The following is a 15,833-nucleotide window of genomic DNA, read 5'->3' on the forward strand; positions in this document are numbered from 1 at the left end:
TATCCGGTTGTTAACAACTTAATTATTTATTTGTAATAAAAACAACATACATTAGTGTTGCATAATGCATAGTCTCTGCGTCATAGAAAGAGCAAGTATGAATCATTACTGACTTTATAGAAAACATAAATAGGAATAAATCAACTACCACCGTAAAAACCATGCAAAAGAACAACCACAAAACTTTGAAAACCATAGCAATTGTTTTCTCCATTATTATTGTATTGTTTTTTGTTCATTTTGCTTTAGGACATTTTTTAGCGGGATGGAATAGCGTCAATTAAAAAATATTACCTAAAACGTTAAACCTATAAGAGCAACTATTTATGCAAAATAAAAGACGAGTCATCATCGCGGTCACAACAGCAATTCTATTACTAGTACCATTAATAGCGATGCAGTTTACCGCTGAAGTAAACTGGACTCTGTTTGATTTTGTCATAGCAGGAGCACTATTACTCGTCACTGGTCTTTTGTGTGAGTTAGTATTAAGAAAGGTCTGTAAAACCAAGTACCGTGTAGCCATCTGCGCGGCGCTTCTGTTACTCCTCCTACTCATTTGGGCAGAACTTGCCGTTGGCATTTTCGGGTCACCAATTAGCGGCACGTAAAATTAAAATAATATAACAAAATACATAAAATTTTATTCAACTATCCCGAAGCACCAGTGATACAGGGCAATAAACTAAATCTCTGCAAAGTACGCTCTGCTCTATGTCAGAACAAATTATCCTCCCTATTTACTACCCCCACAAAGGAGGGCACGAGGGAGCCACCCAAACTACCGAAGCAATCTTTATACTATTGAAAAACAACAATCCCTACCACCAAATTCTATTACCTAAAAAGCTAATTTAACGAAGGTTCCTCCTTCGCCGGAAAGACAAATTGCTTCACAATATGTTAAGAGAAAACAATCCAGCTAACGTGTCCAAATCAACAACCAATATTACGAATATAGGAATGCAACGAGAACACATAAGTTTCTCCATCCCCAGAAATTTAAAAAAACACTTCTCAAATCTAACAGCTGGCGCAAGTATCATTTTACATAGCCATTTATTTATTATATTAGCCACCTGCCAAGACGACAAAAGCCTTAGCGCGACTGCGTATAATACCCCAATACTAAAGTTGTTTTATTGCAACAGATTAAAATCAACACCATGAACTATTTTGTGTTTTTTATAGGAATCATTGTTCTTCTTGTTACTGCCGCTGACTTAATCAATACTTCCTTATCCGTACGCGGGGCAGGTTTTATTACGAAACGGCTATCCAAGTCTATCTGGAGCGTACTGCTGACGATTAATAAAAAAATGGGGCGCAGAAAAGTGTTGGAAATTGGCGGGGCTGTTATATTGGTTTCTATTTTGATTAACTGGTTGCTGCTTATCTGGATTTCTGCCAGCCTATTGTTCATTAGCCAGCCAGATTCGCTGATGAATGTTGAAACCAACTCTCCTACAACGGTAGTGAATAAGATATTTTACACTGGCTATACTTTATCCACTTTGGGATTGGGAGACATAGAACCTGAAGGTAATTTCTGGGACATACTTACCGCAATACTCTCATTTACTGGACTGATTCTGATTTCCATCGCTATTACGTATTTAATTCCAGTTGTTTCAGCTGAGATAACAAAGAGAAAAATAAGTGTTACTATTAATACGATTGGCGGCTCTGTAGAGGAGATGCTATTGAATTATTGGGATGGAAAAGATTTTAAGGAGTTGGAACGGCCCTTTTTCCCCCTTATTAATTCTATCATTTTACACGCCCAAAATCACAAAGCATACTCTGTATTGCATTTTTTCCATTCATCGGACAAGAGAGAAGCTTTTGTACTCAATATCACAAACCTCGACGAGTTGCTTACCGTACTGCTTCATAACATCCCAGAGGAACAACGACCTGCCTACAATGTACTTATCAGGCTCAGAAAAGCTATTTCAAGCTACCTTATAACACTGCCGGCAACATACATAACTCCAGGCAAAAAAACGCCTCCTATTCTACTTCTTACCGCACTTGAAAATAAGGGAATCAAAATCATATCTGGTGAAATGGTAGATTTGGAATATGAAAAACTGAGAACCAGGCGCCGATTATTATTGTCACTAATTAAGGATGACGGGTGGGAGTGGACCGACCTTAAATGTGGGAGCTACAATCATGAAATAACAATGGATAAAACTAATTAAACCGCGTGGCTAAATTCAAACAGGACCAATACTGGGGCATATCATAAAAATATTATTTCCTTTTCCCAGAAAAAAAGCGCTTCATTAAGTCTGAAGCTTCCTCTGCTAAAACACCTCTTTTTACGACGGTTTTTGGATGCAGTTGCGTACCCATTTTTGAAAAGCCACGGTGCTCATCGCTTGCCCCAAAAACAATTTTTGATATTTGACTCCAATACAAGGCGCCAGCACACATCTGGCAAGGTTCTAGGGTCACGTAAAGCGTACAACCTACTAAATATTTCCCTCCTAAATAATTTGCCGCGGCGGTAATAGCCTGCATTTCGGCATGGGCAGTGACGTCGTTTAGTAACTCAGTTAAATTATGACTTCGCGCGATTACTATATCATTGACAACAATAATGGCCCCAACGGGAATTTCGCCTTTATCAAAAGCCATTTCGGCTTCCTGCAAAGCTTTTTTCATGAAGTACTCATCAGTAAAAGGATTTATCATAGTATTAACTGCGAATGCGCAAATTTTAAATTTTTGTGAATCTTTGTGGAACAACTTTTTTTATCGAATGTAAAAATACAATTTCAAATCGTACATTTGCTTTATGCCAAAGAATTTACTTTTACATATCGATTCTCCCGCTGATTTGCGTCAGCTCGACGAAGCCCAGCTTCCACATATAGCACAAGAATTACGTGATTTTATCATCGATGTTGTTTCCGTAAAAGAAGGACATCTCGGCGCCAGTCTAGGTGTTATCGAACTCACAATCGCCTTGCACTATGTGTTTAACACCCCCGATGATTTATTGATCTGGGACGTGGGGCATCAGGCGTACGGACATAAAATACTGACCGGAAGAAGAGACAGTTTTCATACAAACAGACAATTGGGTGGCCTATCCGGTTTCCCAAAAAGAAGTGAGAGTATCTATGATGCTTTTGGCGTAGGCCACTCCTCCACTTCTATTTCTGCCGCTTTGGGAATGGCAATTGCTTCCAACCTAAAGGGAGACTTCAACAAACAACACATCGCGGTGATTGGAGACGCCTCTATAGCTTCAGGGATGGCTTTTGAGGGATTAAATCATGCCGGAGTCACTGATGCAAATTTATTGGTAATCCTGAACGACAACGCTATCGGAATTGATCCAAGCGTAGGTGCCTTAAAAAATTACCTCACTGCGGTAAAAAACGGAAAAAATCCGAGGCAAAATAACATGATTAAATCCTTAAATATTGACTATTCCGGTCCTATTGACGGGCATGATATTTTTGCCGTTGTTAAAGAACTGAAACGTTTACAAAAAATAAAAGGACCTAAATTCCTTCATGTTATCACCACAAAAGGCAAAGGATTAAAACAAGCCGAAGAAGACCAGGTAAAATACCATGCCCCTGGGAAATTTGATGCCACTACAGGAGAAATCTATAAAAAACTAGAAGAAAACCTTCCTCCGAAATACCAGGATGTTTTTGGTTTAACGGTATTGGATCTAGCTCAAAAAAATGAAAAAATAGTCGGGATTACACCCGCTATGCCTTCAGGAAGCTCCCTGAAGTTCATGATGGATGCTTTGCCGGAACGTGCCTTTGACGTGGGCATTGCCGAGCAGCATGCCGTTACCCTGTCTGCAGGAATGGCGACTCAAGGAATGGTAGTTTTTTGCAACATCTACTCCACTTTTTTACAAAGGGCTTATGACCAAGTAATTCACGACGTAGCGATACAAAATTTACCCGTGATTTTTTGCTTGGACCGATCAGGACTCGTGGGGGAAGACGGAGCAACCCATCACGGAATATTTGATTTGGCTTATTTGCGTTGTATTCCCAATATGATTATCTACTCTCCGCTAAATGAAATAGGACTGCAAAACATGCTTTATACCGCCCAACTTGGTTTAGACCATCCTATAGCCATCCGTTATCCTCGCGGTCGTGGCGTTATCTCAGACTGGCAAACCAAGAACTTCGGCAACTATGAAAAAACTGAAATCGGTCGTGCCAATTGCTTAAAACACGGAACTGAAACGGCTGTTTTATCGAATGGCCCAATAGGCAAAAACGTTACTTTGGCCTTAACCAATTTAAACAATCCAAAAACAATTGCTCATTACGATTTCGCATTCGTTAAGCCCTTGGACGAAAAAGAATTGCATTCTATTTTTACAATCTTTAAAACGATTATAACACTCGAAGATGGAGTTACAAAAGGCGGATTTGGAAGCGAAATCCTAGAGTTTGCCGCAAAAAACAACTATAGTGCAAAAATACAATTACTGGGAATCCCCGATGAATTCATAGAACATGGAACTGTAGAAGAACTACAAAAATACTGCAAGATTGACGTTAAAAGTTTAGAAAAACTTTTTTCTATTGAGTCAAAGTAATTATTTTGCAACCATTAAACACTATGAGCTTATAATGAAATTACTGCCTTTGCCCCTCCTGTTTTTTGTATTGCTGTTTACAGCAAACATGTTCTCCCAGAAAATTATCACTACCTTAGATAGCCCAAAAAAAATCGAACCAGACACTCTTTCTCCTTGGGTTAAAAAAAATAAAATCGGATTTGATATCTCTGAAATTGCTTTTATCAATTGGAATGCCGGTGGAACCAGCTCCATTTCCGGATTATTAAAAGGGAAATTTAATCGCACATACAGCAAAAATAATTATAATTGGACAAATGAATTGATTGTACGTTATGGATTGAATAAACAAGATGGAATCGAATTGCGAAAAACGGAAGATGTACTTCAGTTTAATTCTGCTTTAGGTTACCGTCAAGACACACTATCTAACTGGTACCATACCGCAAAATTAAATTTCAACACCCAATTTACAGATGGATATGCTTATCCAAATAAGGAAATCTCCATATCTAGACCATTTGCACCCGCTTATATTTTCTTGGGACTTGGAGCGGAATATGCAACAAAAGACAAAAACAAATTGCTTTATTTATCCCCTTTCACTTCCAAAATCACAATGGTACTAGACCAAATATTAGCCAATCAAGGTGCTTTTGGGGTTAAAAAAGCGCTATATGATTTGGATGAAAATTTAATCGCTGAAGGAGAAAAATCAAAAGTGGAACTTGGTTTTCTGTTAACTGGTTTTTATAAACAAGAAATATTCAAAAACATTACTCTTGAAAACAGATTGAGTTTATATTCTGATTATATAAATAAATTTGGAAACGTTGATCTCGATTATGACCTGACAGTAGAGTTAGTGGTCAACGAATATGTCAAAACTAATATAGGCCTTCATATTATCTATGATGATGACATTAAAGCCAAAGAAGACATCAACGGAGAGCAGGTTACCGTAGGTCCAAAAACACAGTTAAAACAAGTTTTAGGAGTCGGAATCGTTTATAGTTTCTAATTAATCCTTTTTCTTTCCTTTGATTGTTTCAAATAATTCCAAAGCATTACCATCCGTAAGTAATGAAACAAAATGACAGATATGCAGTAGTCTTTCATACAAGTCTGACTTTTCATGATGGTGTTTCTCCGGCAATAATTTTAAAATTAACGCATCATAATTAGATGCATTTCCATTATACTTATTATCGTAGGCAGTAATGAATTTGTCCAACAACGTTTGTATGATTTGGTAGCCCACAATCTCCTTCTCGATCACTCCCCTACTCTGATAAATGTTATTCACACTAATACTGATGATGTCATCCATTTGTGCTTTATACTTACTTTTATCCATTAAAGCGAAAGGGAATTTTCCGTTTAAAATTGCTTCTTCGTTATCTATAAAAACTTTTACTGCATCATTAATCAAACTACCGATTGCCAAAGCACGCAAATAACTTATGCGATCCTCTTTGGTAGTAAGCGTTTTATATTTTGAGGTGTCAATGCTGTCTTTTACCAATTTAATTAAATACTCTAAAGCAAAATCTTCAGAAACCAATCCAAGATTGATTCCGTCTTCAAAGTCTATGATAGTATAGCAAATATCATCTGCCGCTTCCACTAAATAAGCAAGTGGATGTCTTTCAAAACCGATATCATCTCCAGATTTATTTGGTATTAACCCCATATCTTTTGCCGCTTCTTCAAAGAACTTTTTGTCTGTTTGGAAGAAACCATATTTTTTGTCTGATATATTTTTGGTTGGTTTTTTTGGCAAACTCTCTTTCGGGTATTTCATAAAAGCTCCAAGAGTAGCATAGGAGATTCTAAGACCACCTTCAATTCCGGGACGGCTGGCAGTAAGAACTGAAAAACCATTGGCATTCCCTTCAAAATCAATCAAATCCTGCCATTGTTTCTTGGACAATTGGTCTTTGTATTGTTTCCCTTTTCCAATAGAAAAATACTCTCCAATTGCTTTCTCGCCAGAATGTCCGAACGGCGGATTCCCGATGTCATGGGCCAATGAAGCCGCAGCGACGATGGCGCCAAAATCATTCATATGAAAACCGTGAACTTCTTTTAAATGCGGGTATTTCTCAATAATTTTCTTCCCTACCAATCTTCCTAACGAACGTCCAACAACAGAGACTTCTAGACTATGTGTCAAACGCGTATGTACAAAATCAGTTTTTGACAAAGGAATCACTTGTGTTTTATCTTGTAAACTTCTAAAAGCAGCAGAGAAAATAATACGATCATAATCTACTTCAAAACCCAATCTGGTGTCGTCCTGTTCAATACGCAATCTTTTGCTTGTGTCGCCTTGGCGTTTTAGTGATAAAAGTTGTTCCCAGTTCATCTTGTGTTTTTCGGATTTGAATAATTTCATTGTTTTTCAAAGATAAAAAAATAGCGATAACTTAAAATATCTTTAATCAATAGTTTTCATAGCAATTGATTAGTACCATACGTACGATAAAAAAAGGACAACTTCGTACAGTATACAAAATATTGTAACTTGCTTATTATTATTTACAACCAACGCCTTTATTGTATTTCATTAAAAACAGCACTTGGAAAATCCAGAAAACATAAAAAAATACTACCTGCATAAAGATGATTTCTCTAAGCTTCATTTTGAAGTCCAGGACCTCAAATCCTATTTTGACCGTCATAAAGAATCAGCCTCTAAAGCACATACGCATGGGTTCTATCAATTAATATGGTTCACCTCTGCGGGAATTCATTATATTGACTACGAAGCCATTGACCATCCAAAAAACAGTTTTATATTCATCAACACCAACCAGGTTCATTATTTCTATCCCAATGCTGACAACGAAGGAGTCCTTATTCATTTTAATGATTTTTTCATCAACCAATTCAATCAAGAACTAGCACAACGATTTTCCCTTTCGATCTTCAACGAAATTGGGCAACCCTATATTACCGCGCAAAATTATGAGGTTGACCGCATCAATGCCCTTCTTCAATTCCTTGAAGAAGAAAATCAACAAACGGATCCTGTGCAAAAAGAGCAGTTGTTTTTCTTGCTGAGCAGTCTTTTACTAAGCATCGAACGCATCAAAAATCAAAATACAACAGATGTGATTTTTAAAAACATGGACTTTGAGCTTGCCTACGCGTTCAAAAAAAGAGTCTATAACCATCGGGATAGTTTTCCTTCATTAGGACACTATACCCAACAACTTCATACTAACACCAAAAAACTCACTGCTGTAACCAAACAATATTTAGGAGGCACACCCGCGCAAATCATAAAGAATGTGAAAATTCTGGAGGCCAAGCGCAAGCTAGGAAACAAACAACTCTCTATTCAAGCCATCGCCTTTGATTTAGGCTTTGATCAACCTACTTATTTTACCAAGTATTTCAAAAAAGCAACTGGAGTTACTCCCAAACAATTCCAAGCTATCATTCCCTAATTTACCATTATCCCTCTCTGCATTACCATTTTATAAAATACTATTATTTTACCTTCGTAACTATAAAAATTAAAAATTACGATCATGAAAACAGCATTAATTATAGGAGGAAATAGTGGTATAGGAAAAGCAACTGCACTGCAATTAGCAGAACAAGGTATTGAAGTGCATATTGTAGGTGTAACCGAAAACAAGCTAAATGAAGCAAAAACCGAAATCGGAAAAGTAGGTAAAGTAACTGCACATCAAGTAAACATCAGTAACACTGCCGAAGTAAACGCTTTTATCACAGCGCTAGATTCAATAGCAAAAATTGACTATTTAGTCAATGCCTCTGGTATTTTTGGCCCAAAACCATTTTTAGATCATACTCTTGAAGATTACGATTCTTACCTAGATTTAAACCGTGGTTTCTTTTTTATCACGCAAGCGGTAGCAAGGAAAATGAAAGAAAATGGTGGTGGAAGTATTGTAAATGTAGGTTCTATGTGGGCAAAACAAGCTGTTAAGGCGACCCCTTCTTCGGCTTATTCAATGCAAAAAGCAGGTTTACATTCCTTCACACAGCACTTAGCTATGGAATTAGCCGATTACAATATTCGTGTGAATGCCGTTTCTCCTGCAGTAGTAAATACTACTTTGTATCACGGCGTTTTTGGCGGAAAAGAAGAAGCCGAAAAAGCACTTGAAGGATTTAATGACTTTCATCCAATAGGTAAATTTGGATCTGCTGATGAAGTAGCTAACGCCATTGTATTCTTATTATCAGACAAATCAAGCTGGACAACTGGCGCTATCATAGATGTTGATGGTGGTGTTATGGCTGGAAGAAATTAATTTATTAGAACAATTCTTATTTAACACAAAACTGATAGTGCTTTTACACTGTCAGTTTTTATTTATAAAAATATTTAGATAAATAAAATATTAGCCCTTAGGCGAGGCGTTAAGCGAAATATTAACCGCTTTCCGTTTACAAAATAAAAGTTTTTATATCGAAATTATTGAAGCTAGAAACCGTATTGGTGGCTGAATTCATACTATTAATTACTATACCGCTAAGGTAGAAAGGGGCACGACTGAGTTTAATGATATTCATCTGAATTTAGCAATTTGCGCCCTAATAACTAAATCTTATAATTAACCGTATAACGCATTAGATAAATCTATACTTAATACTTTTATCGGTTCCTGAATGGAGATATAACCGCAAGAGCAGTGGTCCCAAAAAATTAAAAATACAATTAGGACCTTTTTCGGTCAGGAATCACTACCCGTTGCGTCTTATCATCAGACCGTTTGGGCCAAACTGAAAGAGACCAACAACGTCACACAAATAAATTTTAATTAAAAGACAATTATGCTGTATACAGGACAACTCAATGAATTCATACGATTAGCAGAAATTGACGCTAGCAATTCTGATTTACTTAAAGAGAAAATTACTGATGGTTTAAGTGTAATTTGGTCTTTAGACGAATTAAAAATTAATGTTGACGGAAGCGAGCACCTGTTTCCAGCAAATTCAGTTTTATTTTTAACAGAGTACCACAAAGTAGCGGTTTTAAAAGTAACCAGTGCCCGTTTAATTCATTTTAATAGGGCTTTTTACTGCATTGCAGATCACGATAGCGAAGTAGGCTGTAAAGGGATTTTATTTTTTGGTGCTTCTCAATTCCCAAAAATAGCAATCCCTGATGAAGAGTTAGAGAAATTTGAGATACTCTGGAAAATGTTTGCTATCGAAATGGAGTCCAAAGACGATTTGCAAAATGATATGCTACTAATGATGCTCAAACGCTTACTAATCTTGTGTACCCGCGTGTACAAAGAGCAAACGGAGCTGACTACATTTGACAAAAAACAATTGGATATTGTAAGGGAATATAATTACTTAGTTGAAAGCAATTTCAAAACCAAACATCAAGTAGCTGATTATGCTGAAATGCTGAATAAAAGTCCGAAAACACTCTCTAATCTATTCAAAAAGTACAACGAAAAGTCTCCTTTGCAAGTTATTCAAAATCGCACCATTCTTGAAGCGCGCAGACTATTACGCTATTCTGACAAAAGCATCAAAGAGATTGCTTATGAAATAGGTTATGAAGACATTCAGTCTTTCAGTCGGTTTTTTAAAAAAATAGAAGGCGTCTCCCCTTCTGATTTTAAAAAAACAGTTTAATTCCTTTTTTAAGAGCTACTCCAGCGATCTACTCTATCTTTTATGCTCAACCCCAGCAGAAGAGGATCTCGCTCCTATCTTGGCTAAAGCGATTATGCATTTCCGATTGCCTCAATTTTTTATTGTAAATTTCTTCAGTCCGAGTATTCCTCAATTGACAATTATATCCATAACGCTTTTCGATACTTTTTTTCATCGCATTCCACAAAAAAACACTTGAACTGACGATTTTAATAGCTACGCTGCGCAACTAAAGTGCATCCTGTCATTAATTTGAGTAGTTGCACTCTTCCGTATGCCCTTTCTTAAGATTCATAAACGTTATCACCTAGCCCCGATTGCAGTGGAAATCCTTTTTATTTTTCCTTTAAAAATAGAAAGATTGCAACGGAAAGCGGGACCTGCTTTTTTAAAACCACTCCATTTTGCGCTCCTAAAACTAAAAAAAATGCTTTTTTACCCCAAAAAAGACGTCACGGGAAGAATGGGTAACTCTGAGGGAAAAGCAACCTAACTTCAAGGCTTCCTTTCGTCGCACCTTTGTACCATCAAACTGAAACAATAGGAATTATGAAAACAATACGCGCCATTGTCGAAGGCTTTAAAAGTGTTTTAGGCCTTAGCTCTACAAAAGAAACACCGCAATTAATAGCAGTAACACAAGAGAATTTTTGCCAGAATATGACAATCACAGATTACTACTGTGACGAAAGCAACTTATTTGTATAATTATTAATTCAAACAAAAAATAAAATCATGTCAAATTTCAACGTACCAACAAGAGAAGAAGTTTCTGAAAACAATCAAGCCATTTTTGATAACCTTGAAAAAGGTGTGGGCTTTGTTCCTAATATTTATGCCGCAATGGGGCATTCAAAAAATGCTTTAGGTAGCTATTTACAATTTTCGGGAGCAGCAACTTCATTAAGCAAAAAAGAAAAAGAAGTAGTTGACCTAGCCGTTAGTCAATTGAACGGATGTAGGTATTGCCAGTCAGCACATACTGCTGGAGCTAAAATGAATGGATTTACAGACGAACAAGTTATTGAACTAAGAAAAGGAACTGCTAGCTGGGATAACAAAATTAACATTTTGGTAAAAACTGCGGTAAGTATTACAGCCAACAATGGGAAAATAGGAACAGTAGCTTTGGAAGAATTTTATGCTGCTGGTTATACTAAAGAAAACGTAGTTGATTTAGTTGTCGCTATTGGGATTATTACTATTACCAACCTATTTCATAATGTTACTGATGTAGCAATTGACTTTCCCGTAGCAGTAGAATTGTAATTAACAAACTTGCAAAAAGGAATACTAAAATCTCTTTTGCAATTTAAAACATAGAAAAAATGATACAACATTTAGATAAATTAAATTTTGATACAACTATAAATACGAATGATGTAGTGCTAGTAGACTTTTTTGCTGACTGGTGTGGGCCTTGTAAGGCTTTGCACCCTACTCTTGAAGAATTAGCGAAAGACTTTGAAGGTACAGCGGTGATTTCAAAAATCAATGTAGATAAAAGCCCAGAGCTGGCAGCACAATTTAAAGTGCGAAGTATTCCTGCACTGTTCTATTTTAAAAACGGAGAAGTTGTAGGCACTCAAAACGGAGTGCAAAACAAGTCAACGATGGCAAGCTATTTAAAAAGTATTGTAAAAAGCTAATATCAGAGAATTTGATTCTCTACGGCATTTCTTGCGCTAACGAAAAGCAACACAAGAGATCGAATGAATTGAGGGACCAGCATGGTCAAAAGCATCAAAAACTGTCTACTTTAAAAAAACAGAAGGAATCCCCTTCTTTATCCTTAAAAAAGCGTTAAAAAAAGAACGATAACTATTCGGAAAACACAACTTAACTTAAAAGTATTTTTTTTTTCGTATATTGACTACAACTACCTAATAAACAGATATTTAATTAGAAAAATAGACAGTTATCGACAGGTTTAAATATTTATTAGGTCTTAAGACTCCAATAAGGTTAACTGAATTAATTGCAGTAGCACAAGAAATTTTTTAACGAATGCAGCAACTACAAAGTACTATTGTGACTAAAGCAGCTATTTTATATAATTATTAATACACAAAAAAATAAAATCATGTCAAATTTCAACGTACCAACAAGAGACCAAGTTTCTGAAAACAATCAAGCCATTTTTGATAACCTAGAAAAGGGTATTGGATTTGTTCCTAACATTTATGCCGCAATGGCACATTCTAAAAATGCCTTGGGTAGCTATATGCAATTTTTAGGTGCTGCGACCTCATTAAACAACAAAGAAAAAGAAGTGGTTAACTTGGCCGTTAGTCAGTTAAACGGATGTAAATACTGCCAAGCAGCACATACTGCGACGGGTAGAATGAACGGTTTTACGGACGATCAGATTATTGAACTAAGAAAAGGAGAAGCAAGCTGGAATAACAAAACCAATGTTTTAGCACAAACGGCACAACGCATTGCGGAATCCAACGGACAAATAGGAGCTGATTCTTTGAACGCTTTTCATGCTGCGGGTTACACTAAAGAGAACTTGGTTGACTTAATTGTTGCAATTGGAGTCATTACAGTCACCAATATTCTTCACAATGTGACCGATGTGCCTATTGATTTCCCTTTAGCTGTTGAATTGTGATTAATAACGATGTTACGGATTGAAACTAAAATCCTTTGAATTAATTAAAACCCAGCGCTGTCAGCAAAGTTTAAAGTGAGAAGTATTCTTGCCTCACTCTATTTTAAGAACGGAGAAATTATAAGTACTCAAAACGGAGTAAAAACCAAATCAAAGATGAATAGTGATTTAACAAATATTATAAAAAATTAAAATCATGAAAAAATTAACATTAGTATCAATAGTATTATTATTCGCGAATCAAATATTTGCCCAATTACCAGATCCTGGTTTTGAAGTAGATGCAAAAACCGCCATTGTTATTACTGATCCTCAAAATGATTTCCTCAGCCCAGAAGGAGCAACTTGGGGCGTCGTCGGAGAGAGTGTAATGAGTAACAATACAGTAGAAAACTTAGATCAGCTTTTTAAAATTGCCAAAGAAGAAAATATCACTGTTTTTGTATCTCCACACTACTATTTCAAACATGATCATAATTGGCAAATTGAGGGATCCCTAGAAGCCTTAATGCATAAAATCAATATGTTTAATAGAACAGGTGTACTAACAACTGTAGGGTTTGAAAACTCTGGTGCCGATTGGCTAAAGCAGTACAAAAAATATATTGGAGAAACAAACGTAATTGTGACTAGTCCCCATAAAGTATATGGTCCCGAATCAAATGATTTGGCTTTACAATTAAGAAAACATGGTTTTGATAACGTAATCTTAGCGGGGATGTCTGCCAATTTATGCACAGAATCTCATATGAGGGACTTAGTAGAATCCGGCTTTAAGGTTGCAGTAGTAAAAGATGCAACAGCTGCCGCTATTTTGCCAGGGTTAAATGGTTACGAAGCGGCTTTAGTAAATTTTCAAATGATTGCAAGCCATGTTTTTACTACAGAGGAAATTGTAACTGAGATTAAAAACTTCAAAAAACAATAAAAAATGGGAAAGAAAATAAGCATAAAAAACCTACCTACGGGATACCAATCCTTAATTACAAACGGTAGACATGCAATTGTAGGTGATGAGCCTACAGCAAGCGCAGGAACCGATTTAGGGTTTTCACCTGAGGATTTAATTCTCTCTAGTATTGCGATGTGTAAGGTAGCTACTGTGCGCTACATTGCCAGAAAAAATAAATGGGAAATTGGAGAAGTTGACGGCGAATTTGAACTAAACGTAAAACGCGGTGAAGCCGGAAAACTAAGTACTCATGTTACTGCTAAAATTAAAATTGAAGGCGACTTAAATGCAGAACAAAAAAGGGAATTACTTAAACAAGCCGATGCATGTTATGTTCACCGCATGATTGAAGGCGAGTGGAGTATAGAAAACGCAGTAGAACTTACTGAAGAGGCAGAAAAGGTTTTGGTTTAATAATAACTTCATATACCATCACAAATTTGGACACAAAGGGTTTGGCTTTAATAAGCTAAACCCTTTGTTGTATGCTAACAAACCCAGAAACATTTGGTACAGATACTCTTATTTTAGTACTTTTGAGATTATTAAAAAATAATACAATCTTAAAAATAATGAAAAAATTCCTCAAAATCATTGCCATTATTATTCTTGGCCTTACTATCTCGATTGCAGGGTTCTTGTATTTTATAAGCAAGACACTACCTGTAGGACAGCAAGGACTAAAAGCAGAACAACTTACTGACAAAATTCAGGAGGCTATTAATCAAAAAGCTTGGGATACTACAGCTGCAGTTTCTTTTAGCTTTAGAGGAAATCATCATTACCTCTGGGACAAAGAACGCAATTTAGTGCAAGTAGAGTGGGATAGTCAAAAAGTGCTTTATAATACTCAAACGTTAGAAGGCGTGGCTTATGAAAACGATAAAAAACTCACCGACTCTGAAAAAGCAGATGCTATAAAAAAAGCAAATGACCACTTTAATAATGATTCCTTCTGGCTTATTGCGCCTTTCAAATTACGAGACGCTGGTACTACCAGAAGTATCGTGATGCAGGATAATCAAGAAGCTCTAATGATTACTTATGCTTCTGGCGGAAGCACACCTGGAGATTCCTATGTATGGTTATTAGACAAAAATTATATGCCAAAAGCGTGGCGCATGTGGGTTAGCATTATTCCTGTGGGCGGACTGGAAACAACTTGGGAAGATTGGAAAATACTTCAAAACAATCTAAAGATTGCAACAAGCCATAAAGGCTTAATTGATTTAAAACTAGAAAATGTTAAGACAGGACAATCGATCGAAGAAATTAATAATGGGATAGATCCGTTTACTGAATTATAAATTTTAATATTTACAGAATACTACTCGTTACTGTTAATCCAAAAAGGAGACCATATGAGTCTCTCTTTTTTTAATTCAGAACACTATAATTGAATACGATAAGAAAACCCCAGTCCCACAGAGGTACTTGGGGTTTGTATTATTCTGCTTTTCCAAATTCTTCTGGGTTATTAAAAAACCGTTTGCTTTTTGCCAGTCTCTTTTTCTTAACCACGTAGGTACCCGAAAGACTATCATGCCAGCCTCTGGAAATCGAGCCTAAATAAGACAAGCCTTCAAAAACAATAAACCGACTTAAGGTTCTGATAAAAATCATTTTGATCGTGGGTTTTGAACCATCACTTGTAACAACAATAGTTCGCGTAACTAATTTCGCCAGTGTTCGGGAGAAATAAACTTCGGTTAAAAAGTAATACAAAAACAGTATTAGCAATCCGTATGCAATAATTTCTACTAAATTCATATTTTCAACCCAGCTAGAAACAGCAAAGTTATTTGTGGCTTCGGCTATTAAGACAATAGTAGTTCCTACACTCAAAATAAGGATGTAAATAAAGACTAAGTCGATTATTAGGTTCAGGAAACGTTGTCCTTGTGAAGCAAGTACATTCTCTGTAATTGTAAATTTTTTATTTTTCATATTACCAGTTTTTTAGACACCAAAAAGAACAAAACTCGTATTAACCTACTCAAATATAAGCAATTAATATTAAAATATTAATC

At 36.2% G+C, this 15,833-nt stretch carries 17 protein-coding genes; 14 read left to right on the forward strand and 3 right to left on the reverse strand.

What is annotated here, in order from left to right:
- The first annotated feature begins 161 nt into the window (after positions 1–161).
- Both CXF59_RS15585 and CXF59_RS11005 read left to right on the forward strand, forming a co-directional pair.
- Complete coding sequence (locus CXF59_RS15585; RefSeq protein ID WP_255416310.1) at positions 162–284, forward strand: hypothetical protein; 123 nt, start codon at positions 162–164, stop codon at positions 282–284.
- A gap of 882 nt (positions 285–1,166) precedes the next feature.
- The gene (locus tag CXF59_RS11005; protein WP_101137824.1) at positions 1,167–2,207 is read left to right on the forward strand and encodes a potassium channel family protein; all 1,041 of its coding nucleotides are present in this window, start codon (positions 1,167–1,169) and stop codon (positions 2,205–2,207) included.
- Between the two features lie 52 nt (positions 2,208–2,259).
- Here the strand turns inward: CXF59_RS11005 and CXF59_RS11010 are convergent, their stop codons facing one another.
- The gene (locus CXF59_RS11010) at positions 2,260–2,703 is read right to left on the reverse strand and encodes a nucleoside deaminase (RefSeq protein ID WP_101137825.1); all 444 of its coding nucleotides are present in this window, start codon (positions 2,701–2,703) and stop codon (positions 2,260–2,262) included.
- A gap of 103 nt (positions 2,704–2,806) precedes the next feature.
- Here CXF59_RS11010 and CXF59_RS11015 point away from each other — a divergent pair, with 103 nt between their 5' ends.
- Both CXF59_RS11015 and CXF59_RS11020 read left to right on the forward strand, forming a co-directional pair.
- Positions 2,807–4,594, forward strand: a complete 1,788-nt coding sequence (locus CXF59_RS11015; protein WP_101137826.1) for a 1-deoxy-D-xylulose-5-phosphate synthase — start codon at positions 2,807–2,809, stop codon at positions 4,592–4,594.
- A gap of 34 nt (positions 4,595–4,628) precedes the next feature.
- The gene (locus CXF59_RS11020) at positions 4,629–5,597 is read left to right on the forward strand and encodes a DUF3078 domain-containing protein (RefSeq protein WP_101137827.1); all 969 of its coding nucleotides are present in this window, start codon (positions 4,629–4,631) and stop codon (positions 5,595–5,597) included.
- On the opposite strand, the gene CXF59_RS11025 is transcribed toward CXF59_RS11020, so the two are convergent.
- Complete coding sequence (locus tag CXF59_RS11025; RefSeq protein ID WP_101138529.1) at positions 5,598–6,944, reverse strand: deoxyguanosinetriphosphate triphosphohydrolase; 1,347 nt, start codon at positions 6,942–6,944, stop codon at positions 5,598–5,600.
- Positions 6,945–7,158: 214 nt separating this feature from the next.
- Between CXF59_RS11025 and CXF59_RS11030 the strand changes: the two genes are divergently transcribed.
- From CXF59_RS11030 to CXF59_RS11075, 10 genes are all read left to right on the forward strand, one after another.
- Positions 7,159–8,031: an AraC family transcriptional regulator gene (locus CXF59_RS11030; protein ID WP_101137828.1), complete on the forward strand. Its 873-nt coding sequence runs from the start codon at positions 7,159–7,161 to the stop codon at positions 8,029–8,031.
- Between the two features lie 84 nt (positions 8,032–8,115).
- Positions 8,116–8,868 carry an SDR family oxidoreductase gene (locus tag CXF59_RS11035; RefSeq protein ID WP_198554686.1) on the forward strand — a complete coding sequence of 251 codons (753 nt, stop codon included), beginning with the start codon at positions 8,116–8,118 and terminating at the stop codon, positions 8,866–8,868.
- Between the two features lie 523 nt (positions 8,869–9,391).
- Entirely contained in the window at positions 9,392–10,213 is an 822-nt protein-coding gene (locus tag CXF59_RS11040; protein WP_101137830.1) for an AraC family transcriptional regulator, read from the forward strand.
- A gap of 570 nt (positions 10,214–10,783) precedes the next feature.
- Complete coding sequence (locus tag CXF59_RS15120; protein ID WP_198554687.1) at positions 10,784–10,942, forward strand: hypothetical protein; 159 nt, start codon at positions 10,784–10,786, stop codon at positions 10,940–10,942.
- 27 nt (positions 10,943–10,969) lie between these two features.
- The gene (locus CXF59_RS11050; RefSeq protein WP_101137832.1) at positions 10,970–11,503 is read left to right on the forward strand and encodes a carboxymuconolactone decarboxylase family protein; all 534 of its coding nucleotides are present in this window, start codon (positions 10,970–10,972) and stop codon (positions 11,501–11,503) included.
- Between the two features lie 59 nt (positions 11,504–11,562).
- Positions 11,563–11,883 carry a thioredoxin gene (gene trxA, locus CXF59_RS11055; RefSeq protein WP_101137833.1) on the forward strand — a complete coding sequence of 107 codons (321 nt, stop codon included), beginning with the start codon at positions 11,563–11,565 and terminating at the stop codon, positions 11,881–11,883.
- A 434-nt stretch (positions 11,884–12,317) separates the two neighbouring features.
- Positions 12,318–12,851 carry a carboxymuconolactone decarboxylase family protein gene (locus CXF59_RS11060; RefSeq protein ID WP_101137834.1) on the forward strand — a complete coding sequence of 178 codons (534 nt, stop codon included), beginning with the start codon at positions 12,318–12,320 and terminating at the stop codon, positions 12,849–12,851.
- A gap of 196 nt (positions 12,852–13,047) precedes the next feature.
- Positions 13,048–13,779: a cysteine hydrolase gene (locus CXF59_RS11065; RefSeq protein ID WP_101137835.1), complete on the forward strand. Its 732-nt coding sequence runs from the start codon at positions 13,048–13,050 to the stop codon at positions 13,777–13,779.
- Between the two features lie 3 nt (positions 13,780–13,782).
- On the forward strand, positions 13,783–14,217 hold the full coding sequence (locus tag CXF59_RS11070) for an OsmC family protein (protein WP_101137836.1): 435 nt from the start codon (positions 13,783–13,785) through the stop codon (positions 14,215–14,217).
- A 158-nt stretch (positions 14,218–14,375) separates the two neighbouring features.
- A complete protein-coding gene (locus tag CXF59_RS11075) occupies positions 14,376–15,110 on the forward strand; it encodes a hypothetical protein (protein WP_101138530.1) in 735 nt (244 codons plus the stop codon).
- A gap of 139 nt (positions 15,111–15,249) precedes the next feature.
- Here CXF59_RS11075 and CXF59_RS11080 read toward each other — a convergent pair whose 3' ends face one another.
- Positions 15,250–15,750, reverse strand: coding sequence for an RDD family protein (locus tag CXF59_RS11080; RefSeq protein WP_101137837.1), 501 nt, complete (start codon positions 15,748–15,750; stop codon positions 15,250–15,252).
- Positions 15,751–15,833 lie beyond the last annotated feature (83 nt).

The organism is Flavobacterium sp. ALD4, from assembly GCF_002836475.1.
Classification (GTDB): Bacteria; Bacteroidota; Bacteroidia; order Flavobacteriales; family Flavobacteriaceae; genus Flavobacterium.

What these genes read in the sequence shown, in the direction of transcription:
- CXF59_RS15585 (WP_255416310.1), top strand. Translation starts at nt 162, where the DNA reads ATGCAAAAGAACAACCACAAAACTTTGAAAACCATAGCAATTGTTTTC.
- CXF59_RS11005 (WP_101137824.1), top strand. Translation starts at nt 1,167, where the DNA reads ATGAACTATTTTGTGTTTTTTATAGGAATCATTGTTCTTCTTGTTACT.
- CXF59_RS11010 (WP_101137825.1), bottom strand. Translation starts at nt 2,703, where the DNA reads ATGATAAATCCTTTTACTGATGAGTACTTCATGAAAAAAGCTTTGCAG.
- CXF59_RS11015 (WP_101137826.1), top strand. Translation starts at nt 2,807, where the DNA reads ATGCCAAAGAATTTACTTTTACATATCGATTCTCCCGCTGATTTGCGT.
- CXF59_RS11020 (WP_101137827.1), top strand. Translation starts at nt 4,629, where the DNA reads ATGAAATTACTGCCTTTGCCCCTCCTGTTTTTTGTATTGCTGTTTACA.
- CXF59_RS11025 (WP_101138529.1), bottom strand. Translation starts at nt 6,944, where the DNA reads ATGAACTGGGAACAACTTTTATCACTAAAACGCCAAGGCGACACAAGC.
- CXF59_RS11035 (WP_198554686.1), top strand. Translation starts at nt 8,116, where the DNA reads ATGAAAACAGCATTAATTATAGGAGGAAATAGTGGTATAGGAAAAGCA.
- CXF59_RS11040 (WP_101137830.1), top strand. Translation starts at nt 9,392, where the DNA reads ATGCTGTATACAGGACAACTCAATGAATTCATACGATTAGCAGAAATT.
- CXF59_RS15120 (WP_198554687.1), top strand. Translation starts at nt 10,784, where the DNA reads ATGAAAACAATACGCGCCATTGTCGAAGGCTTTAAAAGTGTTTTAGGC.
- CXF59_RS11050 (WP_101137832.1), top strand. Translation starts at nt 10,970, where the DNA reads ATGTCAAATTTCAACGTACCAACAAGAGAAGAAGTTTCTGAAAACAAT.
- trxA (WP_101137833.1), top strand. Translation starts at nt 11,563, where the DNA reads ATGATACAACATTTAGATAAATTAAATTTTGATACAACTATAAATACG.
- CXF59_RS11060 (WP_101137834.1), top strand. Translation starts at nt 12,318, where the DNA reads ATGTCAAATTTCAACGTACCAACAAGAGACCAAGTTTCTGAAAACAAT.
- CXF59_RS11065 (WP_101137835.1), top strand. Translation starts at nt 13,048, where the DNA reads ATGAAAAAATTAACATTAGTATCAATAGTATTATTATTCGCGAATCAA.
- CXF59_RS11070 (WP_101137836.1), top strand. Translation starts at nt 13,783, where the DNA reads ATGGGAAAGAAAATAAGCATAAAAAACCTACCTACGGGATACCAATCC.
- CXF59_RS11075 (WP_101138530.1), top strand. Translation starts at nt 14,376, where the DNA reads ATGAAAAAATTCCTCAAAATCATTGCCATTATTATTCTTGGCCTTACT.
- CXF59_RS11080 (WP_101137837.1), bottom strand. Translation starts at nt 15,750, where the DNA reads ATGAAAAATAAAAAATTTACAATTACAGAGAATGTACTTGCTTCACAA.